The sequence below is a fragment of the Magnetofaba australis IT-1 genome, assembly GCF_002109495.1.
Classification (GTDB): domain Bacteria; phylum Pseudomonadota; class Magnetococcia; order Magnetococcales; family Magnetococcaceae; genus Magnetofaba; species Magnetofaba australis.
This window is the reverse complement of record NZ_LVJN01000020.1, coordinates 1238103-1260418: the sequence shown is the minus strand read 5'-3', so window position 1 is coordinate 1260418 and position 22316 is coordinate 1238103. Positions and strand designations below refer to the sequence as shown.

Sequence of the window (22316 nt, the reverse complement as noted above, 5' to 3'; positions counted from 1 at the left end):
ATTTTGGTTTAGACGGTTGTCATGTTTCCGCTGAACCAGCACATCCCCGGGAAGCCCATAACGCCTTTACTGAACGCAAATCCCGCCAAGTACTCCTGACCATTTTCATCATGCGTCAGTTGATACCCGTCGCCCTCTGCTCTCTCTTTCCCGCCGCGAGGAAAGATCTCCTGCTGTGAGGAGGCCATGACGGAATCCGGTCCAATTAACGGTTTGCCCTCACTGCTGAACAGGATCACTTCCAACCCACGCGCATTGCCGAGGGGTTGCAGCAACCCATTGCGCACATCACCAGCCCAATCCCAGCTGATATGGGCGACCAGCACGCCGGCAAAGGCGCCTTCTTCATCCAAAATAGGATGCGCCACATCGACAAAACGCAGAGGCAGGGAATCATGCCGCGGCGGAGCCATGTGTTGCGCCAGGAGATGGGCCTCATGGACATCTCCCGCATAGGCTTCACCCCGCAAGCCTGCGAGAAAATAGTCGCGTTTGGAAACATCGGCTCCTTCAAGAAGGCCATCGGAGGCGATGGCGATTTTTCCATTGCGATCAAGCAGACCGATCCAGGCGAATGCGGAATTATCCCGCCAACGGGTCAACAATTCACGTCGCTGTTCTGGGGAGAGGAGGTCGCGCGTCAGACGCTCATCGCCAGCATGCATGGTGATCTCATTCAGCCTGGCCGCCATATCCCGGTCCAGCTGATTGACCATGCTCTCCGCAATATGGAGAAAGAGCGTCCCCCGCGCACTGATGACCTGCTCATCAAAGAGAAACTGGATAACGAGTCCGCCTGCGATGCCCGAAGCCGTCAATAAGAGCCAAATATACAAACTCAGCTTATGACGAAGAGAGGCGCGCCGGGCGCTTGCGTTTCCTGTGCGCCCCACTCCAGCATTCCATGCAGCAAGATGGTCATTCATGTGATTTCAAATCCAGAATCTTGTCGTGCGGCCTGAACACGGAAAAGGAGCGCCCTTTTCTACCCGTAAAGAGAACGGCTTGGGCTCTTATCAGTATCTCAAAAGCGGCCAAAATCCTACTTGCTGGCGCTGAGATCTCGAAGGAGTTGTGTGCAGATGTCGTTTGCTGACGCAATCTGCTCTCGGGCCTGTTCATCCACGTTTTGGGTAGTGAACATTTGCAGGACCTGCGACAGGTGATCCTGGCAACGCCCAATCCCCACCGCAGTCGATTTCAAGCTCCGAGCGACCAACTCTTTTGTCTGTTTATCTCGAATCATCTCCGCCGCACGGCGCTGGCGTGAGACATCCTTGGCGTTCACAACGGCGCCAACCACGGCGCCGGAATCATCAGTCAAGCAGGAGATCGTCAAACTCACGGCAACCGTGTTTCCGCTTTTGCCCTTCCAGGAGGTCCCTTGCTGAATAACCGGCCGGCATTGGCAAACACCTCCGCCATATTCGCTTCGATCTGATCGGCAAAGAGATCACGCAGCTCAATATTAACAATCTCTTCCATATCATATTCCAGCATGCTGAGCGCCGCCGGATTGGCCAGAGTAATCTTCAAATCTTGAGAAAGCCCGATGATCGCGCTCTCCGAGCTATCCAACAGGCTTTTCACATAGAGTTTTTCCAACACAAGACTGCGCTTGTACTGGCGGGACGCAATCGTTCTTTGCACCACCCCTCTGATCTCGAATATGTTGGCTGGCTTGCGCATAAACAGATTCACGCCAAGCTTGTAGCAGCGTTCGATGACTGACAGATGATTATCACTCGTCAGAACAATAACATCGAAGTCGTGGGCCACGGTGAGATCAAGACTCCCCAGGACCTCATAACCGTTCATTACAGGCATCTCCAGATCCAATAAAACGAGGTCTGGCTTTGCATTGAGGATTTTATCTAATCCACGTTTTCCATTGTCCGCATACTCAAAAGCATAATCGCCTCCCAATGCCGCCTTAATAATTTGAAACGTGGCCTCTTCATCATCAACGATGAGAACAGTCGGTTTGTTATTTGGTTTTGTGTCGGAATTCATATCAACCCTCATGCATTGGTCGGCTTTGAGATGGCAGGATACGGATCGCGCTTCCCTCAAACCGACGTCGCCCAAGGAAGCTTAAATTCCAATCTCTCTCTGACGATGTTTCCGTACAAACACGGCAAACCCATGCCAGCTTATGCAAAACATGCTAATTTTCCAGATAGTTTTGCACAACAACAAAATTGCTGGCGATCATATTTCCTGATGCCAGCCCCGCTCGCATAAGTCTCCGGCGCCGCAGAGAAGGTCCTCGCCCACGGTTCCAACGAATTCGCCTGACTGTGCCGAGCAGTGAGATGGGGATATTTTTCTGCATGCGCCAAAACCCGCATTTTAGGCGCAGAAGAGGCGCGCGCCAGCGGGGTCGCTCACATGCGGCGCGCCCATTCTAAGACAAGCTGTTCGGCTCCATACGGCGAAGAGTAGCTTCGTGCTCTGCTTGTGCTGCGGAGGCCATGGCGACGGCATGCCCTAACAATGGAAAAGAGATGAATAGATTCGTGTTTTTCTTTCTGATGACGATGATTCTGCCTCCCAGCGTTTGCGCCTACGCAGAAAATATCGGCGCGTTACTGCAACAAGCGGAGCAGCATTTGGCGCGTGACCAACTGATGCGCCACAAGACGAAAAGCGCCTATGCAAAATTCAAGAGGGTCCTCGAAATAGACCCTGGGAACAGTCAGGCGAACACAGGTTTACGGCGTGTTTTTGAGCGCTATATCGAGCTGGCGGAACAGGCGCTGAGTCGAAACAGGCAAAAAGAGGCCAGAATTCTGTTGAAAAGCGCCACTCTACTGGTCAATGAGGGGCATGGAATGCCCAGCGAAATTATGCATATTCAGCAAGAGCTCGAAGGCGGTTTCGGCAACCTCCAGCAAATTGCCCTCACACCACTGAAAATGACCCAACAAGAGCTTGAGCGGGCAAATGCGCAACGTGATTGGAGACGAGAGGCTCGCGGCGCCCTCTACTGGGCCAATCAAGGAAGCGCCCGCGCACAATACAGGCTTGGCGAAATGTATTCGAAGGGAGTCGGCGTTTCTCAAAGCTTCGAACAGGCCATAACCTGGCATCAGAAAGCCGCACAGAATGGTTTTGCCCAGGCGCAATTTTACTTGGGAATATTTTATGCAACCGGCAAAGGCGTCCCACAGAACTTCAGCGAGGCGGCAAAGTGGTACCTGCTAGCCGCCGAGCAATGGTTTGCCCCAGCGCTTGTCAATTTGGGCGTGCTCTACGCCAAAGGAGACGGCGTGACGAAAAGCTTTATCCAAGCCCACAAATGGTTTGATTTGGCGCGTCAGAAGAACCCGGTTTCCGGACTGCGCAATCTTGAGCAGTTGGAGTCGATGATGACGCCAGAGCAGATTGAGGAAGCGCGGAGCTTGACGCGGGCGTGGTTAAACTCACCCCCCAAGACAGAGTAATTTCGGCTCCACCCGCCAAAACATCGTCTCCATAAGCGCCCAAGCTTACGGCCTGCCAAAAACCAAAAAGCCAGCGTAAAGCTGGCTTTTCAGGACTTCACTGCGCATTCATCCATTCAGGCGCTCTTCGGCCCCTCTCTGAGCCCCTGATGATTGCGCTATGCGGCTTAGCCCTCCCCCCAAGCTACAGTTGCGGCCCCGCCCGGACCAACTCCTCGCCATGGGCGATGTCCGTATAGGCGGCGAAGTTCTTGATGAACAGCGCCGCCAGCTTCTCCGCCTTCGCTTGCCACTGGGCCGGATCCGCATAGGTGTCGCGGGGATCGAGAATCCCCGGCTCCACGTCGTGCAGCTTGGTGGGGATCACCAGATTAAAAATGGGCAGGGTGATGGTCGGCGCCTGCTCGATGGTCCCGTCGAGAATGGCGTCGATGATGTGCCGCGTATCGTGAATCGCCACCCGTTTTCCGGTGCCGTTCCAGCCGGTGTTGACCAGATAGGCGTGGGCCCCCACCGCATCCATGCGCTTGACCAGCTCCTGCCCGTAGCGGGTGGGGTGCAGACTCAAAAACGCCGCGCCAAAGCAGGCGGAGAAGGTCGGCGTGGGCTCGGTGACGCCGCACTCGGTGCCCGCCAACTTGGCGGTGAAGCCGGAGAGGAAGTGGTACTGGGTCTGTTCGTGGTCCAATTTGGCCACCGGCGGCAACACCCCAAAGGCGTCGGCGGTGAGGAAGATCACCTTGGTGGCGTGGCCGCCCCGTGACGGCGGCTTGACCACATGGTCGATGTGCTCAATGGGGTACGAGACCCGGGTATTCTGCGTCACCGAGCCATCGCTGAAGTCGATCTTGCCGCGTTCATCCACCGTGACGTTCTCCAACAGCGCGTCGCGCTTGATGGCGTGGTAGATGTCCGGCTCCTCCTCGGGGTCCAGATTGATGGTCTTGGCGTAGCAGCCGCCCTCAAAATTGAACACGCCGGTGTCGTCCCAACCATGCTCGTCGTCACCGATGAGCAGACGGTGGGGGTCGGCGGAGAGGGTGGTCTTGCCGGTGCCCGACAGACCAAAGAAGATCGCCACATCCCCGGCCTCGTTCTTATTGGCCGAGCAGTGCATGGAGGCGATCCCCTTGCGCGGCAGATAGTAGTTCATCATGGAGAAGATGCCCTTCTTCATCTCTCCGCCGTACCAGGTGCCGCCGATGATCTGCATGTGCTCGGTGAGATTGAACGCCGAGAAGTTCTCCGAATTGAGCCCCTTCTCTTGCCACTTCGGGTAGGTGGTTTTGGAGCCGTTCATCACCACGAAGTCCGGCTCGCCGAAGTTGGCCAGCTCCTCGGCGCTGGGACGGATGAACATGTTGGTGACAAAGTGCGCCTGCCACGCCACCTCCATGATGAAGCGCACCTTCAAGCGCGTATCGGGATTGGCCCCGCAGAAGGCGTCCACCACAAACAGCCGCTTGCCGGAGAGCTGCTCCACCACACACTGCTTCATCTCCGCCCAGGTAGCCGGGTCCAACGGTTTGTTATCGGACTTGTTATCCGCCGTCCACCACCAGATGGTGTCCCGCGTGGCGTCATCCAGGACGATGTATTTGTCCTTGGGCGAACGACCGGTGAAGATTCCGGTCATCACATTCATCGCGCCCAGCTCGGTCTCTTGCGCGCGTTCAAAGCCTTCCAACTCCGGTCGGCTCTCTTCAGCAAACAGTTGATCATACGAGGGGTTGCGCACGATTTCCGCAACGCCGGTGATGCCATAGGGTTCCAGGGCCTTGAGATCCATAAGAAGCATCCTGTATCGAAGTCCATCCGATGAGTGGGATCCGTCATGAACGCGACGCGATGGGCGGGACAGGGTATGCACACATCCCCATGCGCTGCGCCAGCGATGTCAAACGCCAACACAGCGCCGTATGAATCGGTATTTTAGAGGCTGCCACACGCCGCTGATGATTCAGCAACGTTATCTTGGCATAAAGCAGTCTTGTGCGTCACCCCTGTATTTGCCAAATCCGGGGATTCTTCGATGGAATTCCCGCCGCCGAGTGGCGGGAGAATAAACGGAGCAGACGGCTAACCCAGGGAGAGGAGCTTCTCCAGCGCCGCCACGTAGTGCTGAAACGCCGTGCGGCCTTTGGCGGTCAAGGCGTACACCGTCTGCCCCTTGGGCCCGACCCCATGACGCTCCGCTTCGACATACTCCGCCTGCAACAGTTTGCGCATATGCGCATCAAGGTTGCCGTCGGTCAGCTCCAGCGCCTTTTTCAACTCGCTGAAACTGGCCCCCTCGCGCCCCGCCAACAGCGCCGCCAGGCGCGTTCGCACCGGCTGGTGCAGCAGAGGATCCAATAGATCGCCGCCCCCCATGGCGCCGCCTACTCCCGCACATCCATGCGCATGCTCGCCTGCAGCCGCAAGCCGGCCTCAGCATCTGCCTGGGCGCGGAATGAGAGCTGCCGCACCCGCAGCGCATACAGGGATTTGCGCCACGGTCCCGCCCCGCTGCGCAACCGCGCGCCCGGCTCGCCACTGACCATCTCCACCCACAGGGGGCGGGTCAATTTCACCTCCGATTCCACGGTCAACGGGCGCTCCAGCGCATCACTGTTGAAGGTCAGCGTCAACGGCAGCGCCGCCCCTGGCGGCAGGGCCAACACCGCAGGCCCCTGGGCCACTGCGCCGCCCGCGCGCCATTGCGCCAAAGGGATCTCCGCGCCAGCGGGAGCCGACGTCGCCCGTAGCAGAGAGACGCTCGCCACGCTCAATGCCGTCATCAGCGCCAACCACCCCCCCATGGCGAGCCAATGGCGCGCCACCGCCTGCGCGCTCTCCAAACGCGGCAGCATCCACGCCGCCAGCGGCAGCCCGACGCCCAATACAATGGCGGTGATCCAGCGCAGCGCCACGTACTCCACCCCACTGGCGAGCATCCCCACCGCGATCACCTGAAACGCCACCCCCAGCGGGATCAACGGCTGGCGCGAAAACAGCCCTTGCACCACCAGCGCCAGCCCCACCAAGAACAGCCACATACTGTAGCTCAGAAAGCCGCCGCCAAAGATGACCATGCCCACGTTCATGGCCACCCCAAGCCCCATCAGATACCACCACACGCGGCGCACGCGCTGATGCACAAAACTGAGCGTACGCTCCTGCAACTGATGCGCGCGGCGCGTCATACGCCAATCCAATCCCGCAGCCAGCGCCAACACGCCGCCCACCAGCCCCAACACCGCCAACGCCCGCATCCACGCTTCGGGAAAGTTCTCATGGGTGATCCACAGATCCCCCACCACACACAACAGGCCCCCCGCCACGCCCCAAATCGTCAGGGTGTGCCCATCCACCCGCACGCTGTGCCGACTCTCATCGAGCATGGCGTGAATGGCGTCCAGTTGACTTTGGGGCGTGATCTGCTGTTCTGACATCATCCGCTCCTCATGGGCTCGCTCAGTCGCCGCCGCCGTTTATTGTGGATTGCGCGCATCCAGTGTCATCACCACCCGTGACGGACGCGTTTCGCCCCATTGCGGCAGCTGCACATCGACCTTGATTGCAATCCCCTCCCCACCTTTTATCCAGCGCTGACGATCATAACTCATCCACTGCCGATAGACCCACAGGTCACGACCCATTTTCGCCACCCCTGTGAGGGTTTGCGGCTGCTGCAGCAGGGTTCCCTGGACGGTGAACGCCATCGGCGCATCCGAGCCTTTGGCAAAGTGCGTCACATACTCCTCTGTCTGCGGCGTCTGTCCATACGCAACCACCGGCAGGCTCTGCAACCGCGCAGCATCCGGCCCCTGGGTCATTCCCGCGCAACCACTCAGCAGCGCCAGCGCCGCCGCTCTGCTCACAACGTAAAAACGGCTTTTCATGATCATCCTCCTGTTTGGATACTTAACTCTGCATTGCAGAGGCCTCTAAAACACAGAGTATTACTCTGAATTGCAGAGTTCAACAAAATACTCACCAAAAAAATCCAAAATCAGGCTTTTCAGAATGGGAAAATAGATGATATCGAGGGCTCCGCCTTCGAGCTCCCAACGTCCACACCATGGGGCGCTGCCCAATCTATTAGATACGGCTTCGCCTGTGGCCGCTGGGGGCGCAGCCCCCAGACGATTCGGCAGGATTGCCGAATCGGACTCGCGCAGCGAGCCCGAAGGGTGAGGGCCATGGATGGCCCGAATCACCCCGCCGCTGACCAGTCGGCGGCCCATAGTTATTGTCGGTTGAAGTCAGAATCGGACAGTTTGAGGATTGGTCATGAAAGATATCGAGGGCTACGCCCTCGAGCTCCCAAAGTCAAAATCCAAACCGTGGGCTCCGCCCATGTATGGTCCGCTCCGCCACGGCAAGAGAAAATGTCCACTGATGTGTGAGGCTTAGTCGCGCCCATGTATCCGGCCTGTTGATGAGGGGCTTGTCGCCCTCTGGCCCTGATGGAATTTGCGCGTGGCCCTCCTCAACACACCCTCGGCCTCAATGGGCCCTTGGGCGAAACAGGTTCTTGACCACGCAGGGCTATGCCGTTTCACGCCATCAATCTCGACTCTCTCTCGCAACCTGGCTGGTGGGATCTCTTTCTCTTTCCTTATCGGCCTGTTTTTCTTTTAGAGTTGTATTGCGCTCTCTCTACACAGCGGCGCTGGCCCCATAGGCCTCCTGCTTCACCAGCATCGCCCACGCGCTGCGCGCCATGCGGTTGGCCAGCGCCACCACTGCTCTATTTGCGCCGCGACGTTCCGACACCGACACTGCCCACTGGCTGCGGCGATACGGCTTGTTTTCACACACGCGCAACGCCGCCCGCGCCCCATGAATCAACAGGGTGCGAAGATAACCGTTTCCCCGCTTGCTGATCCCCGTCAGCCACGCCTTGCCCCCTGTGGAGTTCACTCAAAATCAGCACAATCGCCCGCCGCGCCTGTTTGATGCTCTTGGGAAAGACAATCCCATACTCGGCAAGCAGTCCGCGAATCTGGTTCACCAACGCCGTGCGGTTCTTCACCGCCAGACTGCGCACCCGATGCAACGCTAGAATTTCTTGCTGGGCAACGCTTTTGATCCCCACAAAACGCATATTCGGACGCTGTACCGCTTCACATATCGCCTCAGCGTCCACGCTGTCGTTCTTGTGCCGCTTCACGTAGGGCTTCACATATTGCGGCGCCATCAAACGCACTTCATGCCCATATCCCTGAAATTTCCGCGCCCAGTGATGCGCGCCGCTACTGGCTTCCATCCCCACCAGGCACGGCGGCAGTTGCGCCATGAACTCCAGTAACTTATCTCGTTTCAAGCGCTGTTTCAGAACGCTCTTGCCGCGCGCATCCACGCCATGCAACTGAAACACGCTCTTGCCCAGATCAATCCCCAGTACCCGTACCTGTCCGTTTTCGATATGATTGCTCATGGTCCGCTCCGACTCCGTTTAGATGGAAAAACACACCACCATCTTGGCCCATTGCGAGGCCGTTTGGGTAGCGGAGCGGACCATTCCATTACACCCGCTTAAGGGTCACAGACCCTTAAGAATCCCGCCTCCGGCCAGCCGGAGGCCAATAGTCAGCGCAAGCTCAAACTACGTTACGCAAACATTGGCCGTTTTGTACGATTTTGGGATCGCATGGCAAAATCGATCTCATCAGGCAAAAAAAAGCCCGCCACAAACGTGGCGGGCCCTTTGCGTCGCGGATGGATCCGCTGCTTACATCGGCGACAGCAGCGCCGGATTCATCACCAGATTGCGCACGCCATGAGCGTGATCCTCTTTGTAGATATTGCCCTTGCACCACTCGCCCACACTGTTGATGTCCACCTTGGCCACTTTGGGGCGCACGCTCCAGGAGACCTGGAACGGCGAGCCCTTTTCATTGTAGCCAGGACCCGTGGTGGAGCCCGCGTAATTGACGGGGGTTCCGGTGTCGGCGGGGATGTTCAACGCCTGCTGCAGACCATCCTTCACGCCATGCTTGGTGAGCATGGCGAAGTCCAGACCTTTGCCATCATTGGTCAGTACGTAGACCTGGGCCTCCACGCGCAGTTGCGGGTTTTTGATCGCTTCGTGCAGACAAGCGCCCAGAGTGTGGCCCGGAGTGATCTGCGCGGTGGAGTGCACGTAATGCACTTCAATGGTGTCGCCGGGATAAAGGCTGCCGTGTTCGCTGGGGCAGATTTCATGGGACGCTGGCTTGAGTTCCGCTTCGCTCAGATGCCCGGCGTATTGATAGCCACTCAGATACCCGTGGCCATCGCCATTACCCGCGAACTTGGTGAATTCGCCGCCTTTATGCTCGGCGTTCTTATGAAAATGGATATTGCACAGATTCATCTGTGTGTAAGCAGGCGCTGTGGCGAAGGTCAACGTATTGCTTCCGGCCTTGGCGTCAATATCACGCGGCGCCTGTGGACCAAACCCTTGCCCCTGCGTGCTCTTGGCCAATGCCGCGCGCTGCTGGCTGATGACGCCGTCATCCACCGAACCATGGTCGCCATGATGCCCGCCGCCATGGCTGGAGGCTTGCGCGGAGGCAGCCAGAGCCACCGATGACAACAGAGCCAACACCGACATTTTCTTCATAGTTCTCTCCAGAGTGAATAGAGCAGTGGGTGATCATGTCATGGCCAACGCCAATTGGCGCCCAGGACGTGAACAAAAACGCCCGCACAGCGTGTGCCGTGCGGGCGTATGGAAAACGATCAGCTCATGGGACGCTCATTTTGACAAAAACCGCGCCATCATCCCCATACCGGGGTTGAAGGTGAGACTGCCGCTCTGCAGCAGATGCTCATCGTAAGCTTGGTTGGAATCTGGCGCGATGCCGGTCCCGCACATGGCGAACGGCACCGGGTCCATATTGTGCGTGCGCGTAGCCACCGGCGTGGGGTGGTCGGGCAGACTCACCACCCTGTACTGCCCCATGGCCTCCAGACCGTCGAGCACCGGACCGACCACTTTGGCGTCGAAATCCTCAATTGCCTGAATTTTATAGTCCAGACGTCCGGCATGCCCTGACTCATCAGGCGACTCCACATGCACGAACACCAGATCGTGACGCGCCAAAGCCGCCAGCGCCGCCTGCGCCTTACCCGCATAGTTGGTGTCGATCCAGCCGGTGGCGCCATCCACGTGGATATTCTCAAAGCCGATATTGGCGGCGATGCCGCGCATCAGATCCACAGCGGTGATCATGGCCCCGCTCAAACCATACAGCGAGCGGAAACTCTCCAATTGCGGACGTCGGCCATGGCCCCACAACCAGATGGCGTTGGCGGGCTTCTCTCCACGGCCAATGCGCGCTTGATTGACAGGATGGTCGCGCAGAATCGGCTCCGCCGCCTGCATCAGGGCGCGCACCGCGTCGGCGGCCTCGCCTTTGGGCTGGTAGTCGGCAACCTGCTGATCATGAATATCATGGGGCGGCGTGGCGGAGAGCGCCTCGCTGCCGTGATGCCAGATCAGCGCATGGCGATAGCTGACCCCAGGGTGGAACGTCCACTGCTCAGAGCCCAGTTCCTGTTGCAGCGTGGCGATGATGCTAGCGGCCTCCTCGTTGGTGATGTGACCGGCTGAGAAGTCATCCATCACCGACAGGTCATTGCGCAGAGTCACCAGATTGCAGCGGAACGCCACATCGGTAGGTTGCAAGTCGATGCCCAGCGCCGCCGCCTCCAACGGGCTGCGCCCGGTGTAACCGGTGCGCACGTCATAGCCGAGCACGCCCAGATTGGCCACATCAGAACCTGGCTCAAACCCGTCCGGAGTATTGCGCGACCAGCCGCCCACGCCTTGGGATACGATACGGTCCAGATTGGGGGTGCGCGCGCGCATCAGCGGCGTGGCCCCATCCAATTCCGGCATGGGCCGATCGCTCATGCCGTCGCCTAACAGAATGGCGTATTTCATGGGAGAATCATCCAGGGTCCGACCCGCCGCGCAGCGCGCGGCGGGTGGTCAGAGGAGAGATCACTTCTTGAGCAGCTCTTTCACCACGTCGCGCTCATGGCGCAACTCTTCAAGAACTTTATCAAACTGCGCTTTTACCGGGGCCTCCATGGAGAGCCCCTCCACCACGCTCCAATCCTTATTGCCGGTGGAGCGCAGGGGCATACCGAATATCAGGCCCTCATCCACGCCGTATGCGCCATGTGAGACCACTGCAGAGGAGAACCAGTTCCCTTCCGGAGTGGGGCGTGAAAAGGCGCGCACGTCATCCAAACAGGCGTTGGCGGCGGAAGCGGCGCTGGAGGCGCCGCGCGCTTCAATCACCTTGGCGCCGCGTTTTTGAATGTCCGGCATAAAGCTGTCGGTAAACCACGCCGTGTCAGAGATCACCTGCGGCGCAGGTTTGCCGCCGATTTTGGCGTTGCCGTAGTCCGGCGCCTGATTGGCCGAGTGGTTGCCCCAAATGGTCACGCAGCTAACATCCGCCACCGGCACGCCCGCTTTGCCCGCCAACATGCTCTGAGCGCGATTCTGGTCCAGATGCATCATGGCCGAAAAGCGCTCGGCGGGCACATCGCTATTGGAGGAGGCGATCAGGCAGTTGGTGTTGCAGGGGTTGCCCACCACCTCGATGCGCACATCGTCGGCGGCGCGGTTGAGCGCCTTGCCCTGACCGACAAAGATCGGGCCATTGGCCAGCAGCAGGTCGCTGCGCTCCATGCCGGGCCCCCGCGGACGCGAACCGATCAGCAGCGCCCAGTTGACGCCATCAAACGCCTTCTCCGCATCATCATAGGCGGCCATGCCCGCCAGTGTGGGGAACGCGCAGTCCTCGAGCTCCATCATCACCCCTTCGAGCGCGCCCATGGCTGGCGGAATCTCCAGCATGCTGAGAATCACCGGTTGGTCGGGGCCAAAGATCTCGCCACTGGCCAGACGAAACAGGGCGGCGTAGGCGATATTCCCTGCGGCGCCGGTGACTGCGACGCGAATGGGCTGCGACATAACGTTCTCCTTCAAAGGGTTGAGCAGAATTCACCGCACGCGGTCGCGGCAGCCTCAATCGAGGGCCTCAACCATTCACGCAAGTGATACCGTCGTTTATAAATTCTACCCAATCCCTCTCCCATGGGGAAAGGGTTGCTCTTGTGAATTCACCAAACTGTCAACGCAAGACACTGATTTATCAAGCAGACCGATTCACTGCAAAGCGATCGCGTTAAGCGCTGCGCAAGGCAAGCCCGCCACAGCGCTTAACGCGGGAATCAACTCGCACTGGCATTATCCGGGGTCGGCGTCACAGGATCTGGGAACGTATCCTGCTGATCCTCATTCTGATCTTGGTTCTGATCCTGATTCTGCTGCACTGGAAGCTCATCCACCGCCTGTTCGGCTTCATTGGCGTCGGTGGCGGCCTCAGCCTGCGTGGTTTCAGCCTCTGTGGCGGCGGCGTTGACATCCGCCTCTGCGGCATTGGCGTCCGCTTCCGCGGCGCCCGCCTCCTGCACCGCTTCAGTCACTTCCGTTTGCGCTTGGGCAGCCTGCTGCTGCACCGCCTCAGCCGTGGTATTGGACGCCTGCGCGACCGCTGCGGCCACATCCGCCACTGGCGCGCCTGAAGCCTGTGCGGTTGCCGCCGCGATCGCGCCGGCATTCACGCCCTCGCCAGCACTCTGCGCCACCGTGGCGGCGATCTGAGAAGCCTGCGTCGGCGCCACTTTCGCCACCGCCGCCGCCACTTTCGCCGCTTGCGCGACGCCAGCTTGAGTACTCACCGCCGCCGCCACCGCGGTTGCGTTTGCAGTCCCGGTCGCCTTGGTCACAGCCGCAGCCACTTTGGCGGCTTGGGTCGGATTGCCCTGCGCCACAGCCGCCGCCACGTCGGCAGCGGCTTTCGCCTGGGCGGCTGCGGAATCGCCCCCCTCTTGGGTGGCTTTGGCTGCTGTTGCTTGCGTGGCGATTTTGGCGATCGCAGCGCCAATGGATGCCGCTTGCGCGGGATTGGTCTGAGCCACCGCTACAGCGACATCAGCAGCAGCTTTCGCCTGCTCCGCCGTGGTCGGTTTTTTTTGCGTGGCGACCTGGGTGATCGCCGCGCCAATTTTCGCCGCCTCGGTCGGTTGCTGACGGGCAACGGCGGCAGCCACTTCCGCCGCGCGCTCCGGGGCGGAAGTGGCGGTGGTGGCGCCAATACGCGCCGCCGCCGCCGCCTGCTGCCCAGCAGGCAATGCGTTCACAGCGCTAACAGCAGCGGTGGCCGCAATGGTCGGATCGGCCTTGGCGGCCACAGCAGAGATCTGCGCCGCCGCTTTTGTGGCGTCCGGGGCATTGGTCTCTTGCACCGCCGTGGTGACAATCACGTTGGTGAATTGCGTCGGCGTGGTCGCCGCTACGGTCTGCACCGCTTGAATCGCGTTGGCCACAACCTGCGCAACTTCCGTCTGGTTCGCCGCATTGCGCGCTGTGGCCGCAGTCACCTGACGCGCACTGGTGGTCACTGTCTGCGTGCTCACATTCAATTGCCGCGCAACATGTGTTTGGATCACGGCCGCCGCTTGTGGGAACGCCGCCGCCGCTTGCGCTAGGAACTGGCGCTGCTCGCCCGTCAAAGTCGCCCCTTCCGGCAAGGATAAAAGACCCAACTGCGCCGCCTCCGTCAGCAGATTGACCGCCTCCAGCACCTCCTCCTGACCGGCGGCCTGAGCTTCGCTGATCAGCGGGAACGCCCATGCCTGGGCCACCACGCGGTCAAACAGTTGTCCGGCCAGTTGCGCTACGCGCTCCAGATGATCCAGCAGTCTGGACATCTGCCCCGGCGTTGGCGCAGGGACAAAATCGTCCGTCGGAGAGAGCGGCTGCACAGGGGCTCCGCCTGTGGCGTCCGGCTGCTCAGTCAACTGCAGAGCCAGCGCCTGTCGGTTGGCCTCGGCATCCTCTTTCATCTCCTCGGCGGTCAGCTCCGGCAACGGCGGCAGATCCTCACCCAACTCTTTTTGGATGAATTGAATCGCCTGCGCCCGCACCTCTGTCGGCACGGCTGTCGGCGGCGTCGGTCGACGCCCCGCCACGCCGATGCTGGATTGCCCGCCTTTCACATTGACGCTGGCGCCATCCACACTCATCTGCGCCGAGCCTTGGGGCACATTGACGAAGTTGGGCACGTTCTCGCTGACGACCCCTTCCACCACGCTGCCGCGCACCCCCATGGAAGCCACCGGCGTACGCAGCGTCACGTCCTTCCGTTTGACGGCAAATCCCGAAATATATCGGAATGCGCCGCTCAGCACTTTCATATCTTTTTTCAACCCGCTTTTTTGCGGGCTGAAGGCAAACTGTTTGACGGCGAATTCGCCATCTGGTCCCAGCGTCAGAATTGAGCCGTCACGAAAGCGCAGCACCGCGCGCGACTGACGGCCAGTGATCACCTTCTGGCCAGGGAACAGTTTGTCCCCTTTCGCCGCAGTCTGGATTTGGCCATCTGCAGCGGCGATGCGCACATCCTTCTGGGCAAACGCGATGCGCCCTGCAAATGGCGCCGCGGCGAAAGCGGGATCCGGGCTCCCAACAGAAAGCAGCAGAGTCGCCGCCAGGAATAGGACTGTCAAATCGATGCGCACGGTACTCTCCCCATTTCGCTTCCACGCCAGATAGAGCATGAAGAATGCGAGCTAATGCATCCGGTCCACGCACCATAGCCAGATAGTGCGGCACAATCTCATGCTAGCTGTATGAAGAAGAAATGTTAAGAGAATATCTGACAAAAGCGCCCAGTTAACCTGCCAGCGCCTCTTGCTCGACAGCATTTTTTGGTCTGCTCCGTCGGGATCGACGATGACGTCGGGATTCAGACGGCAACCCGGCCGCACGCAGCCCCAAGCTGATCAGCACACAGAAATAGAGCGTATTGGAGGGAATCTGGAAATTAAAATCCACCAAACCGTGAAAACACAAGGAGAGCATGCCGGTGAGAGAGGCGAACACCACACTGCGCACAAGCTTATCACGACGCGTGATGAAAGCACGGACCATCACCGCAAACACGAACAGGACTGGCGCCGCCAGAAAGATGAATCCCACATAGCCATAGTCCGCGATGAATTCCAAATAATCATTGTGGGCATGATCGTAAAACGCATCAATTTTTGCAGTTCGATAGTACGGGAAAGTGTAGGCGAAGCTGCCGCCGCCGGCCCCGAACAGCGGGTAGTCTTGGATCTTTTTCTCTGCGGCTTCATAGACGTAGACACGCTGCATGTCGCCAACATCCGCATTCACAATGCGCTCTTTAATGGCGCCAACCCCCATTACGCCGCCGAGGATAACGCCCAATACCAGCATTGGCGCCACCAGAACCCGCTCCCGTGATGAGCGATAGCGACGCACAAAAGTCAAAGCGATCATAATGAGAAAAGCCGCGTATAACGCGATGGCGCCGCCGCGCGATTGACTGAGCATCAATCCCAACATCGTCACCACCAACGCCAACAGCAGATAGCCGCGGATGCCGCTCACCCCCTGCAACCAGAGGTCCAAACGCTCTGACCAGGAGTTAGCCGTGACGCCGCGGTTGGGCGACGCGAAAATCATCAACAGCGCAAGCCCAGCAGGAATCGTTAACTCCAACAATCCCGCAAAGTGATTTCGGTTCACAAAAGTGCCGGAAACCGACTCATTGGCCACAACAACGTTTGAAAATTGCATGAACGGCGCACGCCACCATCCAAAGGCGGCGCCAATGCCATATAGCGCGTTGAGCACACCAACAAAGAACAGGAGTTGCAGAGCGAATTGTAGACGCTGGCGGGTATTGAACAGGACATAACTCAACCACATCCCACACCCATAGGCGACGACCTTTAACCATTGGGAGAAGGAGGCAAAAGGCGCTAACGAGAGCGGCTGCGCCGTTTCTCCTTGACCGACATATTGGCGCAACGACGCCCCAGCCTCCGAAAAGAGCTGGAGAGTGAACGCTGAAACATCAACCAATTGGACCAATGGATACAGGCACCAGATAGCGGACAAAGCCAGCACCCAGATTTGCGCAGAGCGCGCACGGGTGGAAGCGTTGGAAAAAACCGCCGGCGCGGAAACGAACGCCACGTGCTGAACACACCAGAGCGCGGCCAAAACAAACAGCAACAATTCTAACAACGACCAAGACCAAGGCCGGTTACTGCCCAGGGGAATCGGCGCCCAAATCAAAGTGGCGGCAAACCCATACAGAATCCACCGCTGCGCTCGCGGCGTTTTCTCTGACTGTGCGGAATCAGTGTTTGACTGCTGCAACGCGCGCGCTCCTCACTTCAAACCAACCGCCCGACCACGCGACGGGGCCACAGTTCGCGCCTGTGACTTTAAGGCGTTTATGGCGCGAATGATCTCAGGACTCTCATTGACCGCAAAGCGCAACTCACTCTCCAGACCATAACGCAACACAGCGAGCACCAGCTTGTTTTGCAAATCTGGCGCAGTGGCCACGCGACCCATCGCGCCACGCAGCAGACGCTTTTGCTCTGCGCTCCACCCCCCCCACATCGGCATGCCCAGCCTCAGGACGCCCAACTGCAGCGTGAGTTCCCAAGGACCGAGGGTCATTGCGCGCTCCAAACTCGCGAACACAGCCTGCGCCGGAGCCAATGCTTTGCGCTGCGCATTGGCCAGATTGATCCAGGCATACGGCCATGTCGGGCGCTTTTTGAGAGCCTGTCGATATTGATCCACCGACAACTGCGCAATCTGCTGGGATTTTGGTTGCGGAAACAGGGCGGCCAGACGCAGATACAGATCGCCCAAGTCTAAATTCAGGTCGGGGTTTTCAGAGTTAAACTGCTGCGCTTTTAGCAGTAGATTGACGCCATGCTCCAGCGTCTCGACGTTTTGTTCGCGCGTCGCGTCTGGGGTCAACTCGCTTTGAATCAGGCTTTCCGCCAACTCCCGGTAGACATCGCTCGCGATATGGCGCGCCGCCACAAACGCCAACGCCAACAGCACAACGCCACACAGCAGCAACAGTAATTTTGAAAGCGGAAAAAGCCTGCCTGCACGTAGCGAAACCATAATCTTCAGCAACCGTTTCAGCTCTCGTCACCAAGTGAAGACAAAACATTGTCACTTGTGCAACACGTGGATGGCGGATGGGGAGTATCGAAAGAGGTCCGCCCGCACAAAACCACTCCCACGCATTAGATATTTTCGCCGTAGCCCTGATCCTGTTTGGCGTAGCTATAGCTGTATCCATAGCCGCCTCGGTAGCCATACCCATAGCCGCCATACCCATAGCCGTACCCATAGCCGTAGCGGTAGCGGTTGGTGTAGTACGACAATCGTTTCATATCCACTGTATTGAGCACACACCCCACCACATTAATGCGATAGTTATGCAGCCGCTTGAGCGCGCCTAATACCGTCGTGCTGTTCGCCTTATTGGCCTTCACCACAAACGCCACAGCATCGGCCTGTTCGCCAAGAACCTGTGAGTCCGTCACGATCAGCGTGGGCGGCGCGTCAATAATGATGCGGTCATATCGGGCGCGGAGTATACGCAACATTTCGCGCCATTTTCGCGAGCCCAGAATTTCACTGGGGAATGGCGGCGTCGGTCCACTCACCAGCACATGCAAACCGCTGCGCGACTCAATAATATAGCGAGACAGCAGTTCGTATTCGGCGTCATCATCCCGTTTGGCCGCTGGCTTGGCTCCATCAGAGGGCGACGGTTTCGCTTCGGATGGCGCCGACGCGGACGCAGCGATACTTTTGCTTTGCCCCAGATCAAAATCCATCAGCGGCTCAATTTTGCCGCCAGCACTGGGGGCGGCCGTCTGCGCGCTGGCGCTCGAAGCGGTTTCGCCATCGCCCACCAAGCCGAAGTCAGACTGCTCAATTTCGTTTAACAGATAGCTGGTCGCGCCTTGATCGGCGCCGGCATCAAAAATCTTGGCCAATCGCGGGCGACGCAGATCCGCTTCAATCAACAGCGTGCGCTCTCCCCCTTGGTTAAACGCCTGAGCGAGATTGATCGCCACCGTCGTTTTGCCCTCTTCCGGCACGGCGGAAGTCACCATGAACACTTTATGCGGCTGGTCGATCCCGGAAAACATCAACGCGGTGCGCAAACTTCTGACGGCTTCCGAATAGTTGGACTTCGGGTGACGTATCTGCATCTCTTCAGGTTCGGCGTTATCGCGTCTCTGCTTGGTCAGCAGCGGCAACATGGCGAACATGGGCGCATGAGTGAGCGCCTCAAGCTCTTCTGGGGTTTTAATGGTGTGGTCCATACCCTCCAGCACCAGAACCAGAATGACGCCCAAAATCAGACCTGCGGCCAAACCTTGTAGAATATAGAGCCGCTTGTTGGGCTTGAAGCTATACAGCGGCACCCGCGCAGGCTCGACGATCCGCGCCCCGGCGGACTGTAAGCCACCGATGACATCGGTTTCCTTAAAGCGCTTGAGGAAAAGGTCGTAGAGCTGGCGATTCGCTTCCACTTCGCGCTCAAGTTTATTCAGGCGGAACGCTTTGCTCTGCAAGTTTTGAATCTGATTCTTCTGCGAGTCGATGTGCTGCTGAATCTGTCTCTCCTGCTCGCGCGCCACATCCAGATCCTGCTTGAGCTTTTCCAATGTGCGGCGAATCTCTGTGGCGATTTTCGTGCGCAATTGGCGCGCCTCTTTTTCCGTGCTGATAATGCGCGGATGTTTCGGCCCATAGCGCTCATTCAACTCCGCCAATGACCGTTCAACCGTACTGAGTTCTTTTTTGAGATCCAGCAACAGCGGGCTATCAGTGAGCGGCAATTCATACGGTCGATTGCGATGCTTGCGCATCAAGCTCACAATATTGTCGTAACGGGATTGGGCTTCCAGCCGCTTGGCGCGCGCGTCAATCAACTGTGCGTTGATGGCGTCCAGCTGCTGCATTCCCATTGTGTTGGTGTTGGACGCCTGTGACAGAATGCCCGAGGCCTTGCGATACGCCTGCAACTCGGCTTCGGATTTCTCCAACGTCTGACGCAGCCCCTCCAGGCGATCGGTCAGCCAGGTCGCGGCGTACTGTGTCATCTCCAGTTTGGATTCCAACTGCTGATCAATGTAGGTTTCGGCGATGGAGCCGGTGATTTTTGCCGCCAATTCGGGCGAACGAGAGACAAAGGAGATGCGAATCAGTTGACTGCGTCCCACCGCCTCCACTTCGATGCCGTCGGTTACGCGTTGCGCCAAGCTCTCATAGGCGGGCGAACCTTTTTTGAAATCCAGGCTGTTTGCCGGGTCACCCTGATCCGCGTCTCCGGGATTGCTGAGCATCGCATACCACTCTTGCGGCAACAGTTCGCGCAGCAATGATGGCTTTGCCGGCTGTTTGAGGCTCGCGTTGTACTCCGGCTCTTGCGTCAATGAGAGACGCCGGATCACCTCATCCACCAGACGCCGAGAGCGCAACAATTCAATCTGGGTCAAAAAGAAGTCGCGTCCGCCCGACTCAACGCCAAAGCCCTCCTCCAGCGATGCAATCACCTTTGGCGTATCAGGCTCGATCATCACCAAGGTGTCGGCTTTATAGAGTTGCGGCAGTGAGTAGGCGTAGATCGCAACAGGGATCAGCACGGCAAAAGTGATGAACAGGATCTGCCATTTGCGCTTGAGGATCGTCAACCAGTAAAAGCTGAAATTGACGCCCTCGCCTTCGGCATCCAACGGCGCCAGCGGCGCAGGTCCCGCTGCGACGGGGGACCCTTGCAGCGGAGCCATGGGCGGCATGGGATTGACGGGGGCGCCCGCCATAGGCGATTCATGGACGTGCCGAGGAGTATGGTCCTCTTTGTTCGTGAAGAGGGGTGAGCCCGTCTTATCCATAGCGTCTTACCAAAACCCTTCGGGAACGGTGAGAATGTCATCGGGGAACACAGGACTATCCAAGGCGATGCGCCGCTGCTGTTGCTCGGGATCGCTGCCGCGAATCACGGTCACGCCGTCTTCATTGGCGCGCTCGGTGAAACCACCCGCCAAAGCCACGGCTTTGCGCACCGTCAAACCCGGTTGATAGGCGAACCCGCCAGAGGAGCTCACTTCGCCATTGATATAGAACATGCGGTAGGTCAGCACGGAGATGCTGACTTTGGGATTTTTCAGGTAACCATCGATCAGCCGGTCATAGATCTTCTTTTCCAACTGCTTGACCGACAGGCCTTGCGCCAAAATTTCGCCAACAAAAGCATAGGAGATTTTGCCATCCGCTTGGATGCGCGCCTTCACGCTCATCTCCGGCTCTTCAGCGACATCGATCTGGATGACGTCGCCAGGACCCAGGTGATAGCCGGTGCGCAGCGTGTCCTGCGCGGCCTCAGCCATGCAAACGGAGATGGCGATCAACTGCAAACCAAGCGCCGCGAACACTCTCAGCGCCCAATTAGCCGTTCTCATCCTGCACCTCGTTGTACTGTGGAAACCTCGAATCACAGAGGGATCTGCGTTACAGCCCGCTACTCAATTTGAGCATATACTCATTGCTGCTGTAGTCGCTAGTGGCGACAGAGGAATTTTTCTGTTTGTAGCTGTAATCGGCAGACAGCGTCAACCAGCGTTTGAAATCATACGATAAGCCGATACCGCTGCTGAGGGTGTCATCCTGTTGACCAGCCATATAATCATCAATGGAATAGCCCACATTGGCTGACAGATTGAGGAAGGAGCGCAGTTTATGGTTGAGAGCCAGATCCCCGGTCGTCGAGATGTAGTAAGAGTCCGTGGCGTCGCCCTCTTCAAAGTCACGCGACAGCGAGAGGCTCAGGTTGGTGCGTTTGCGGGGATTCCACTGCACCTCACCGCTCATCACATACGCATTCTTATCGGCGATTGCCCCGTTGCTGTAGGACTTGCCTTTCCAACCGGCGGTTAAGGAGCCGCTCGTCTGTCCGAAACCCGCCCAGGTCATGCCCGCCATCACGCCATGCTCATCGCCGTCACGGCTGGCGTAAGCGTCATCATAGACATAGCGCCGCCAGGTCCCTTCGGTGACGATGGAGGTCTTGGGCGCCAGCGCGAACATCATGCCCAGGGAGACATCGTTCCAATACTTCCCATAGGTGGATTTATCATCCACGCTGTGCTGGGCGCTGACAATGGTGCGGATGCGGTTCAGCGTATATTGCGCTTTGACAGAGCCACTGTAATGCAGCCACTGCTCAGGGGATTCGCTCACCGACAGGGAGCTGGCCGCTGCAGTGCCGCGACTATCGTGCTTGTAGGCGAGCTGACCATCGACGTCAAACTCCAGACGCTTTGAAGGGGAGAACTTGGCCCCAACCGTCAAGACATGATCATCAAAGTCCTCTTGCTCCTCTTTCAAATGCTTCGTGATGGTGCTGGAGAGGGACGCGGTCATAGTCACTTTTTTCCAGTGCGTCACAGCTTGCAGCACCGGCGTAATCGTAACTTTTTGATCGGAGACTTTGTTGGAGGCTGTCTTATAGACGTTATCGTCATAGGCGTAATTGATCGTCACTTGCGGGCGCAGACGGAAGATCCCCACGGGAATGCCGCGCGGACTTCTTTCGGCCCACAACTCCCCCATGACGCTCCAGATAAGCATCAGCAGGAAGAGCGCCGCACCGGTCTTCGGCAGAAGCATGGCGGGCCTATGTTGAGCGCATTGCGACATTCCGATTCCTGTCAACCCATGACGCTGTTGATACAGACTGGCTGGGCCAATTGCGCCCACACCGTCTGCCCATCTGCTACACAGCATGCCTCATAGCTACTGAGCAACATGATTCCACACCAGAAACTATGCAACTCATGTACCATCAGAAGCACAGGTTTCCAAACTCCCTATTAATTTAAATATGTGTTTGTTTTAAAAGCATTTTATTTATTCACTAACTTCAAAATGATTGACAATTCAAACAGATGTAA

Annotated in this window: 17 protein-coding genes and 1 pseudogene; 1 reads left to right on the top strand and 17 read right to left on the bottom strand. The window is 58.2% G+C overall.

The window, feature by feature from the left end; translation table 11 throughout:
• Positions 1 to 8: 8 nt before the first annotated feature.
• From MAIT1_RS21635 to MAIT1_RS17655, 3 genes are all read right to left on the bottom strand, one after another.
• Positions 9 to 926 carry a cache domain-containing protein gene (locus MAIT1_RS21635; RefSeq protein ID WP_143814915.1) on the bottom strand — a complete coding sequence of 306 codons (918 nt, stop codon included), beginning with the start codon at positions 924 to 926 and terminating at the stop codon, positions 9 to 11.
• 116 nt (positions 927 to 1042) lie between these two features.
• Complete coding sequence (locus MAIT1_RS17660) at positions 1043 to 1345, bottom strand: hypothetical protein (RefSeq protein WP_085444863.1); 303 nt, start codon at positions 1343 to 1345, stop codon at positions 1043 to 1045.
• Positions 1342 to 2013 carry a response regulator gene (locus tag MAIT1_RS17655; RefSeq protein WP_158089599.1) on the bottom strand — a complete coding sequence of 224 codons (672 nt, stop codon included), beginning with the start codon at positions 2011 to 2013 and terminating at the stop codon, positions 1342 to 1344. Before MAIT1_RS17655 ends, MAIT1_RS17660 begins: the two co-directional genes overlap by 4 nt.
• 494 nt (positions 2014 to 2507) lie before the next feature.
• On the opposite strand from MAIT1_RS17655, the gene MAIT1_RS17650 reads away from it, so the two are divergent.
• Entirely contained in the window at positions 2508 to 3446 is a 939-nt protein-coding gene (locus MAIT1_RS17650) for a tetratricopeptide repeat protein (protein ID WP_158089598.1), read from the top strand.
• Positions 3447 to 3630: 184 nt separating this feature from the next.
• On the opposite strand, the gene pckA is transcribed toward MAIT1_RS17650, so the two are convergent.
• The 14 genes and pseudogenes from pckA to MAIT1_RS17580 all read right to left on the bottom strand — a co-directional run bounded on the left by pckA (position 3631) and on the right by MAIT1_RS17580 (position 22032).
• Positions 3631 to 5235, bottom strand: a complete 1605-nt coding sequence (pckA, locus tag MAIT1_RS17645; protein ID WP_198947926.1) for a phosphoenolpyruvate carboxykinase (ATP) — start codon at positions 5233 to 5235, stop codon at positions 3631 to 3633.
• A 290-nt stretch (positions 5236 to 5525) separates the two neighbouring features.
• Positions 5526 to 5819 carry a transcriptional regulator gene (locus tag MAIT1_RS17640; protein WP_085444859.1) on the bottom strand — a complete coding sequence of 98 codons (294 nt, stop codon included), beginning with the start codon at positions 5817 to 5819 and terminating at the stop codon, positions 5526 to 5528.
• 8 nt (positions 5820 to 5827) lie between these two features.
• The gene (locus tag MAIT1_RS17635) at positions 5828 to 6880 is read right to left on the bottom strand and encodes a hypothetical protein (protein WP_085444858.1); all 1053 of its coding nucleotides are present in this window, start codon (positions 6878 to 6880) and stop codon (positions 5828 to 5830) included.
• Between the two features lie 39 nt (positions 6881 to 6919).
• Positions 6920 to 7330, bottom strand: a complete 411-nt coding sequence (locus MAIT1_RS17630; RefSeq protein ID WP_085444857.1) for a hypothetical protein — start codon at positions 7328 to 7330, stop codon at positions 6920 to 6922.
• Positions 7331 to 8090: 760 nt separating this feature from the next.
• Positions 8091 to 8871, bottom strand: a pseudogene (locus MAIT1_RS17625) (IS110 family RNA-guided transposase).
• Positions 8872 to 9165: 294 nt separating this feature from the next.
• Complete coding sequence (locus MAIT1_RS17620) at positions 9166 to 10038, bottom strand: delta-class carbonic anhydrase (protein ID WP_085444856.1); 873 nt, start codon at positions 10036 to 10038, stop codon at positions 9166 to 9168.
• Between the two features lie 135 nt (positions 10039 to 10173).
• Positions 10174 to 11364, bottom strand: a complete 1191-nt coding sequence (locus MAIT1_RS17615) for a cofactor-independent phosphoglycerate mutase (RefSeq protein ID WP_085444855.1) — start codon at positions 11362 to 11364, stop codon at positions 10174 to 10176.
• A 60-nt stretch (positions 11365 to 11424) separates the two neighbouring features.
• A complete protein-coding gene (locus MAIT1_RS17610; protein ID WP_085444854.1) occupies positions 11425 to 12408 on the bottom strand; it encodes a malate dehydrogenase in 984 nt (327 codons plus the stop codon).
• Positions 12409 to 12668: 260 nt separating this feature from the next.
• Positions 12669 to 15020, bottom strand: coding sequence for a FecR family protein (locus tag MAIT1_RS17605; RefSeq protein WP_143814914.1), 2352 nt, complete (start codon positions 15018 to 15020; stop codon positions 12669 to 12671).
• A gap of 154 nt (positions 15021 to 15174) precedes the next feature.
• Entirely contained in the window at positions 15175 to 16692 is a 1518-nt protein-coding gene (locus MAIT1_RS17600; RefSeq protein ID WP_143814913.1) for an O-antigen ligase family protein, read from the bottom strand.
• Between the two features lie 12 nt (positions 16693 to 16704).
• Positions 16705 to 17391 (bottom strand): hypothetical protein, encoded by a 687-nt coding sequence (locus MAIT1_RS17595; RefSeq protein ID WP_143814912.1) that lies wholly within the window; start codon positions 17389 to 17391, stop codon positions 16705 to 16707.
• A 197-nt stretch (positions 17392 to 17588) separates the two neighbouring features.
• Complete coding sequence (locus tag MAIT1_RS17590) at positions 17589 to 20186, bottom strand: polysaccharide biosynthesis tyrosine autokinase (protein ID WP_158089597.1); 2598 nt, start codon at positions 20184 to 20186, stop codon at positions 17589 to 17591.
• 78 nt (positions 20187 to 20264) lie between these two features.
• Positions 20265 to 20798, bottom strand: coding sequence for a polysaccharide biosynthesis/export family protein (locus MAIT1_RS17585; RefSeq protein WP_158089596.1), 534 nt, complete (start codon positions 20796 to 20798; stop codon positions 20265 to 20267).
• 76 nt (positions 20799 to 20874) lie between these two features.
• On the bottom strand, positions 20875 to 22032 hold the full coding sequence (locus MAIT1_RS17580; RefSeq protein WP_158089595.1) for an outer membrane beta-barrel protein: 1158 nt from the start codon (positions 22030 to 22032) through the stop codon (positions 20875 to 20877).
• Positions 22033 to 22316: the final 284 nt, after the last annotated feature.

What these genes read in the sequence shown, in the direction of transcription:
- MAIT1_RS21635 (WP_143814915.1), bottom strand. Translation starts at nt 926, where the DNA reads ATGAATGACCATCTTGCTGCATGGAATGCTGGAGTGGGGCGCACAGGA.
- MAIT1_RS17655 (WP_158089599.1), bottom strand. Translation starts at nt 2,013, where the DNA reads ATGAATTCCGACACAAAACCAAATAACAAACCGACTGTTCTCATCGTT.
- MAIT1_RS17650 (WP_158089598.1), top strand. Translation starts at nt 2,508, where the DNA reads ATGAATAGATTCGTGTTTTTCTTTCTGATGACGATGATTCTGCCTCCC.
- pckA (WP_198947926.1), bottom strand. Translation starts at nt 5,235, where the DNA reads ATGGATCTCAAGGCCCTGGAACCCTATGGCATCACCGGCGTTGCGGAA.
- MAIT1_RS17640 (WP_085444859.1), bottom strand. Translation starts at nt 5,819, where the DNA reads ATGGGGGGCGGCGATCTATTGGATCCTCTGCTGCACCAGCCGGTGCGA.
- MAIT1_RS17635 (WP_085444858.1), bottom strand. Translation starts at nt 6,880, where the DNA reads ATGTCAGAACAGCAGATCACGCCCCAAAGTCAACTGGACGCCATTCAC.
- MAIT1_RS17630 (WP_085444857.1), bottom strand. Translation starts at nt 7,330, where the DNA reads ATGAAAAGCCGTTTTTACGTTGTGAGCAGAGCGGCGGCGCTGGCGCTG.
- MAIT1_RS17620 (WP_085444856.1), bottom strand. Translation starts at nt 10,038, where the DNA reads ATGAAGAAAATGTCGGTGTTGGCTCTGTTGTCATCGGTGGCTCTGGCT.
- MAIT1_RS17615 (WP_085444855.1), bottom strand. Translation starts at nt 11,364, where the DNA reads ATGAAATACGCCATTCTGTTAGGCGACGGCATGAGCGATCGGCCCATG.
- MAIT1_RS17610 (WP_085444854.1), bottom strand. Translation starts at nt 12,408, where the DNA reads ATGTCGCAGCCCATTCGCGTCGCAGTCACCGGCGCCGCAGGGAATATC.
- MAIT1_RS17590 (WP_158089597.1), bottom strand. Translation starts at nt 20,186, where the DNA reads ATGGCGGGCGCCCCCGTCAATCCCATGCCGCCCATGGCTCCGCTGCAA.
- MAIT1_RS17580 (WP_158089595.1), bottom strand. Translation starts at nt 22,032, where the DNA reads ATGCTTCTGCCGAAGACCGGTGCGGCGCTCTTCCTGCTGATGCTTATC.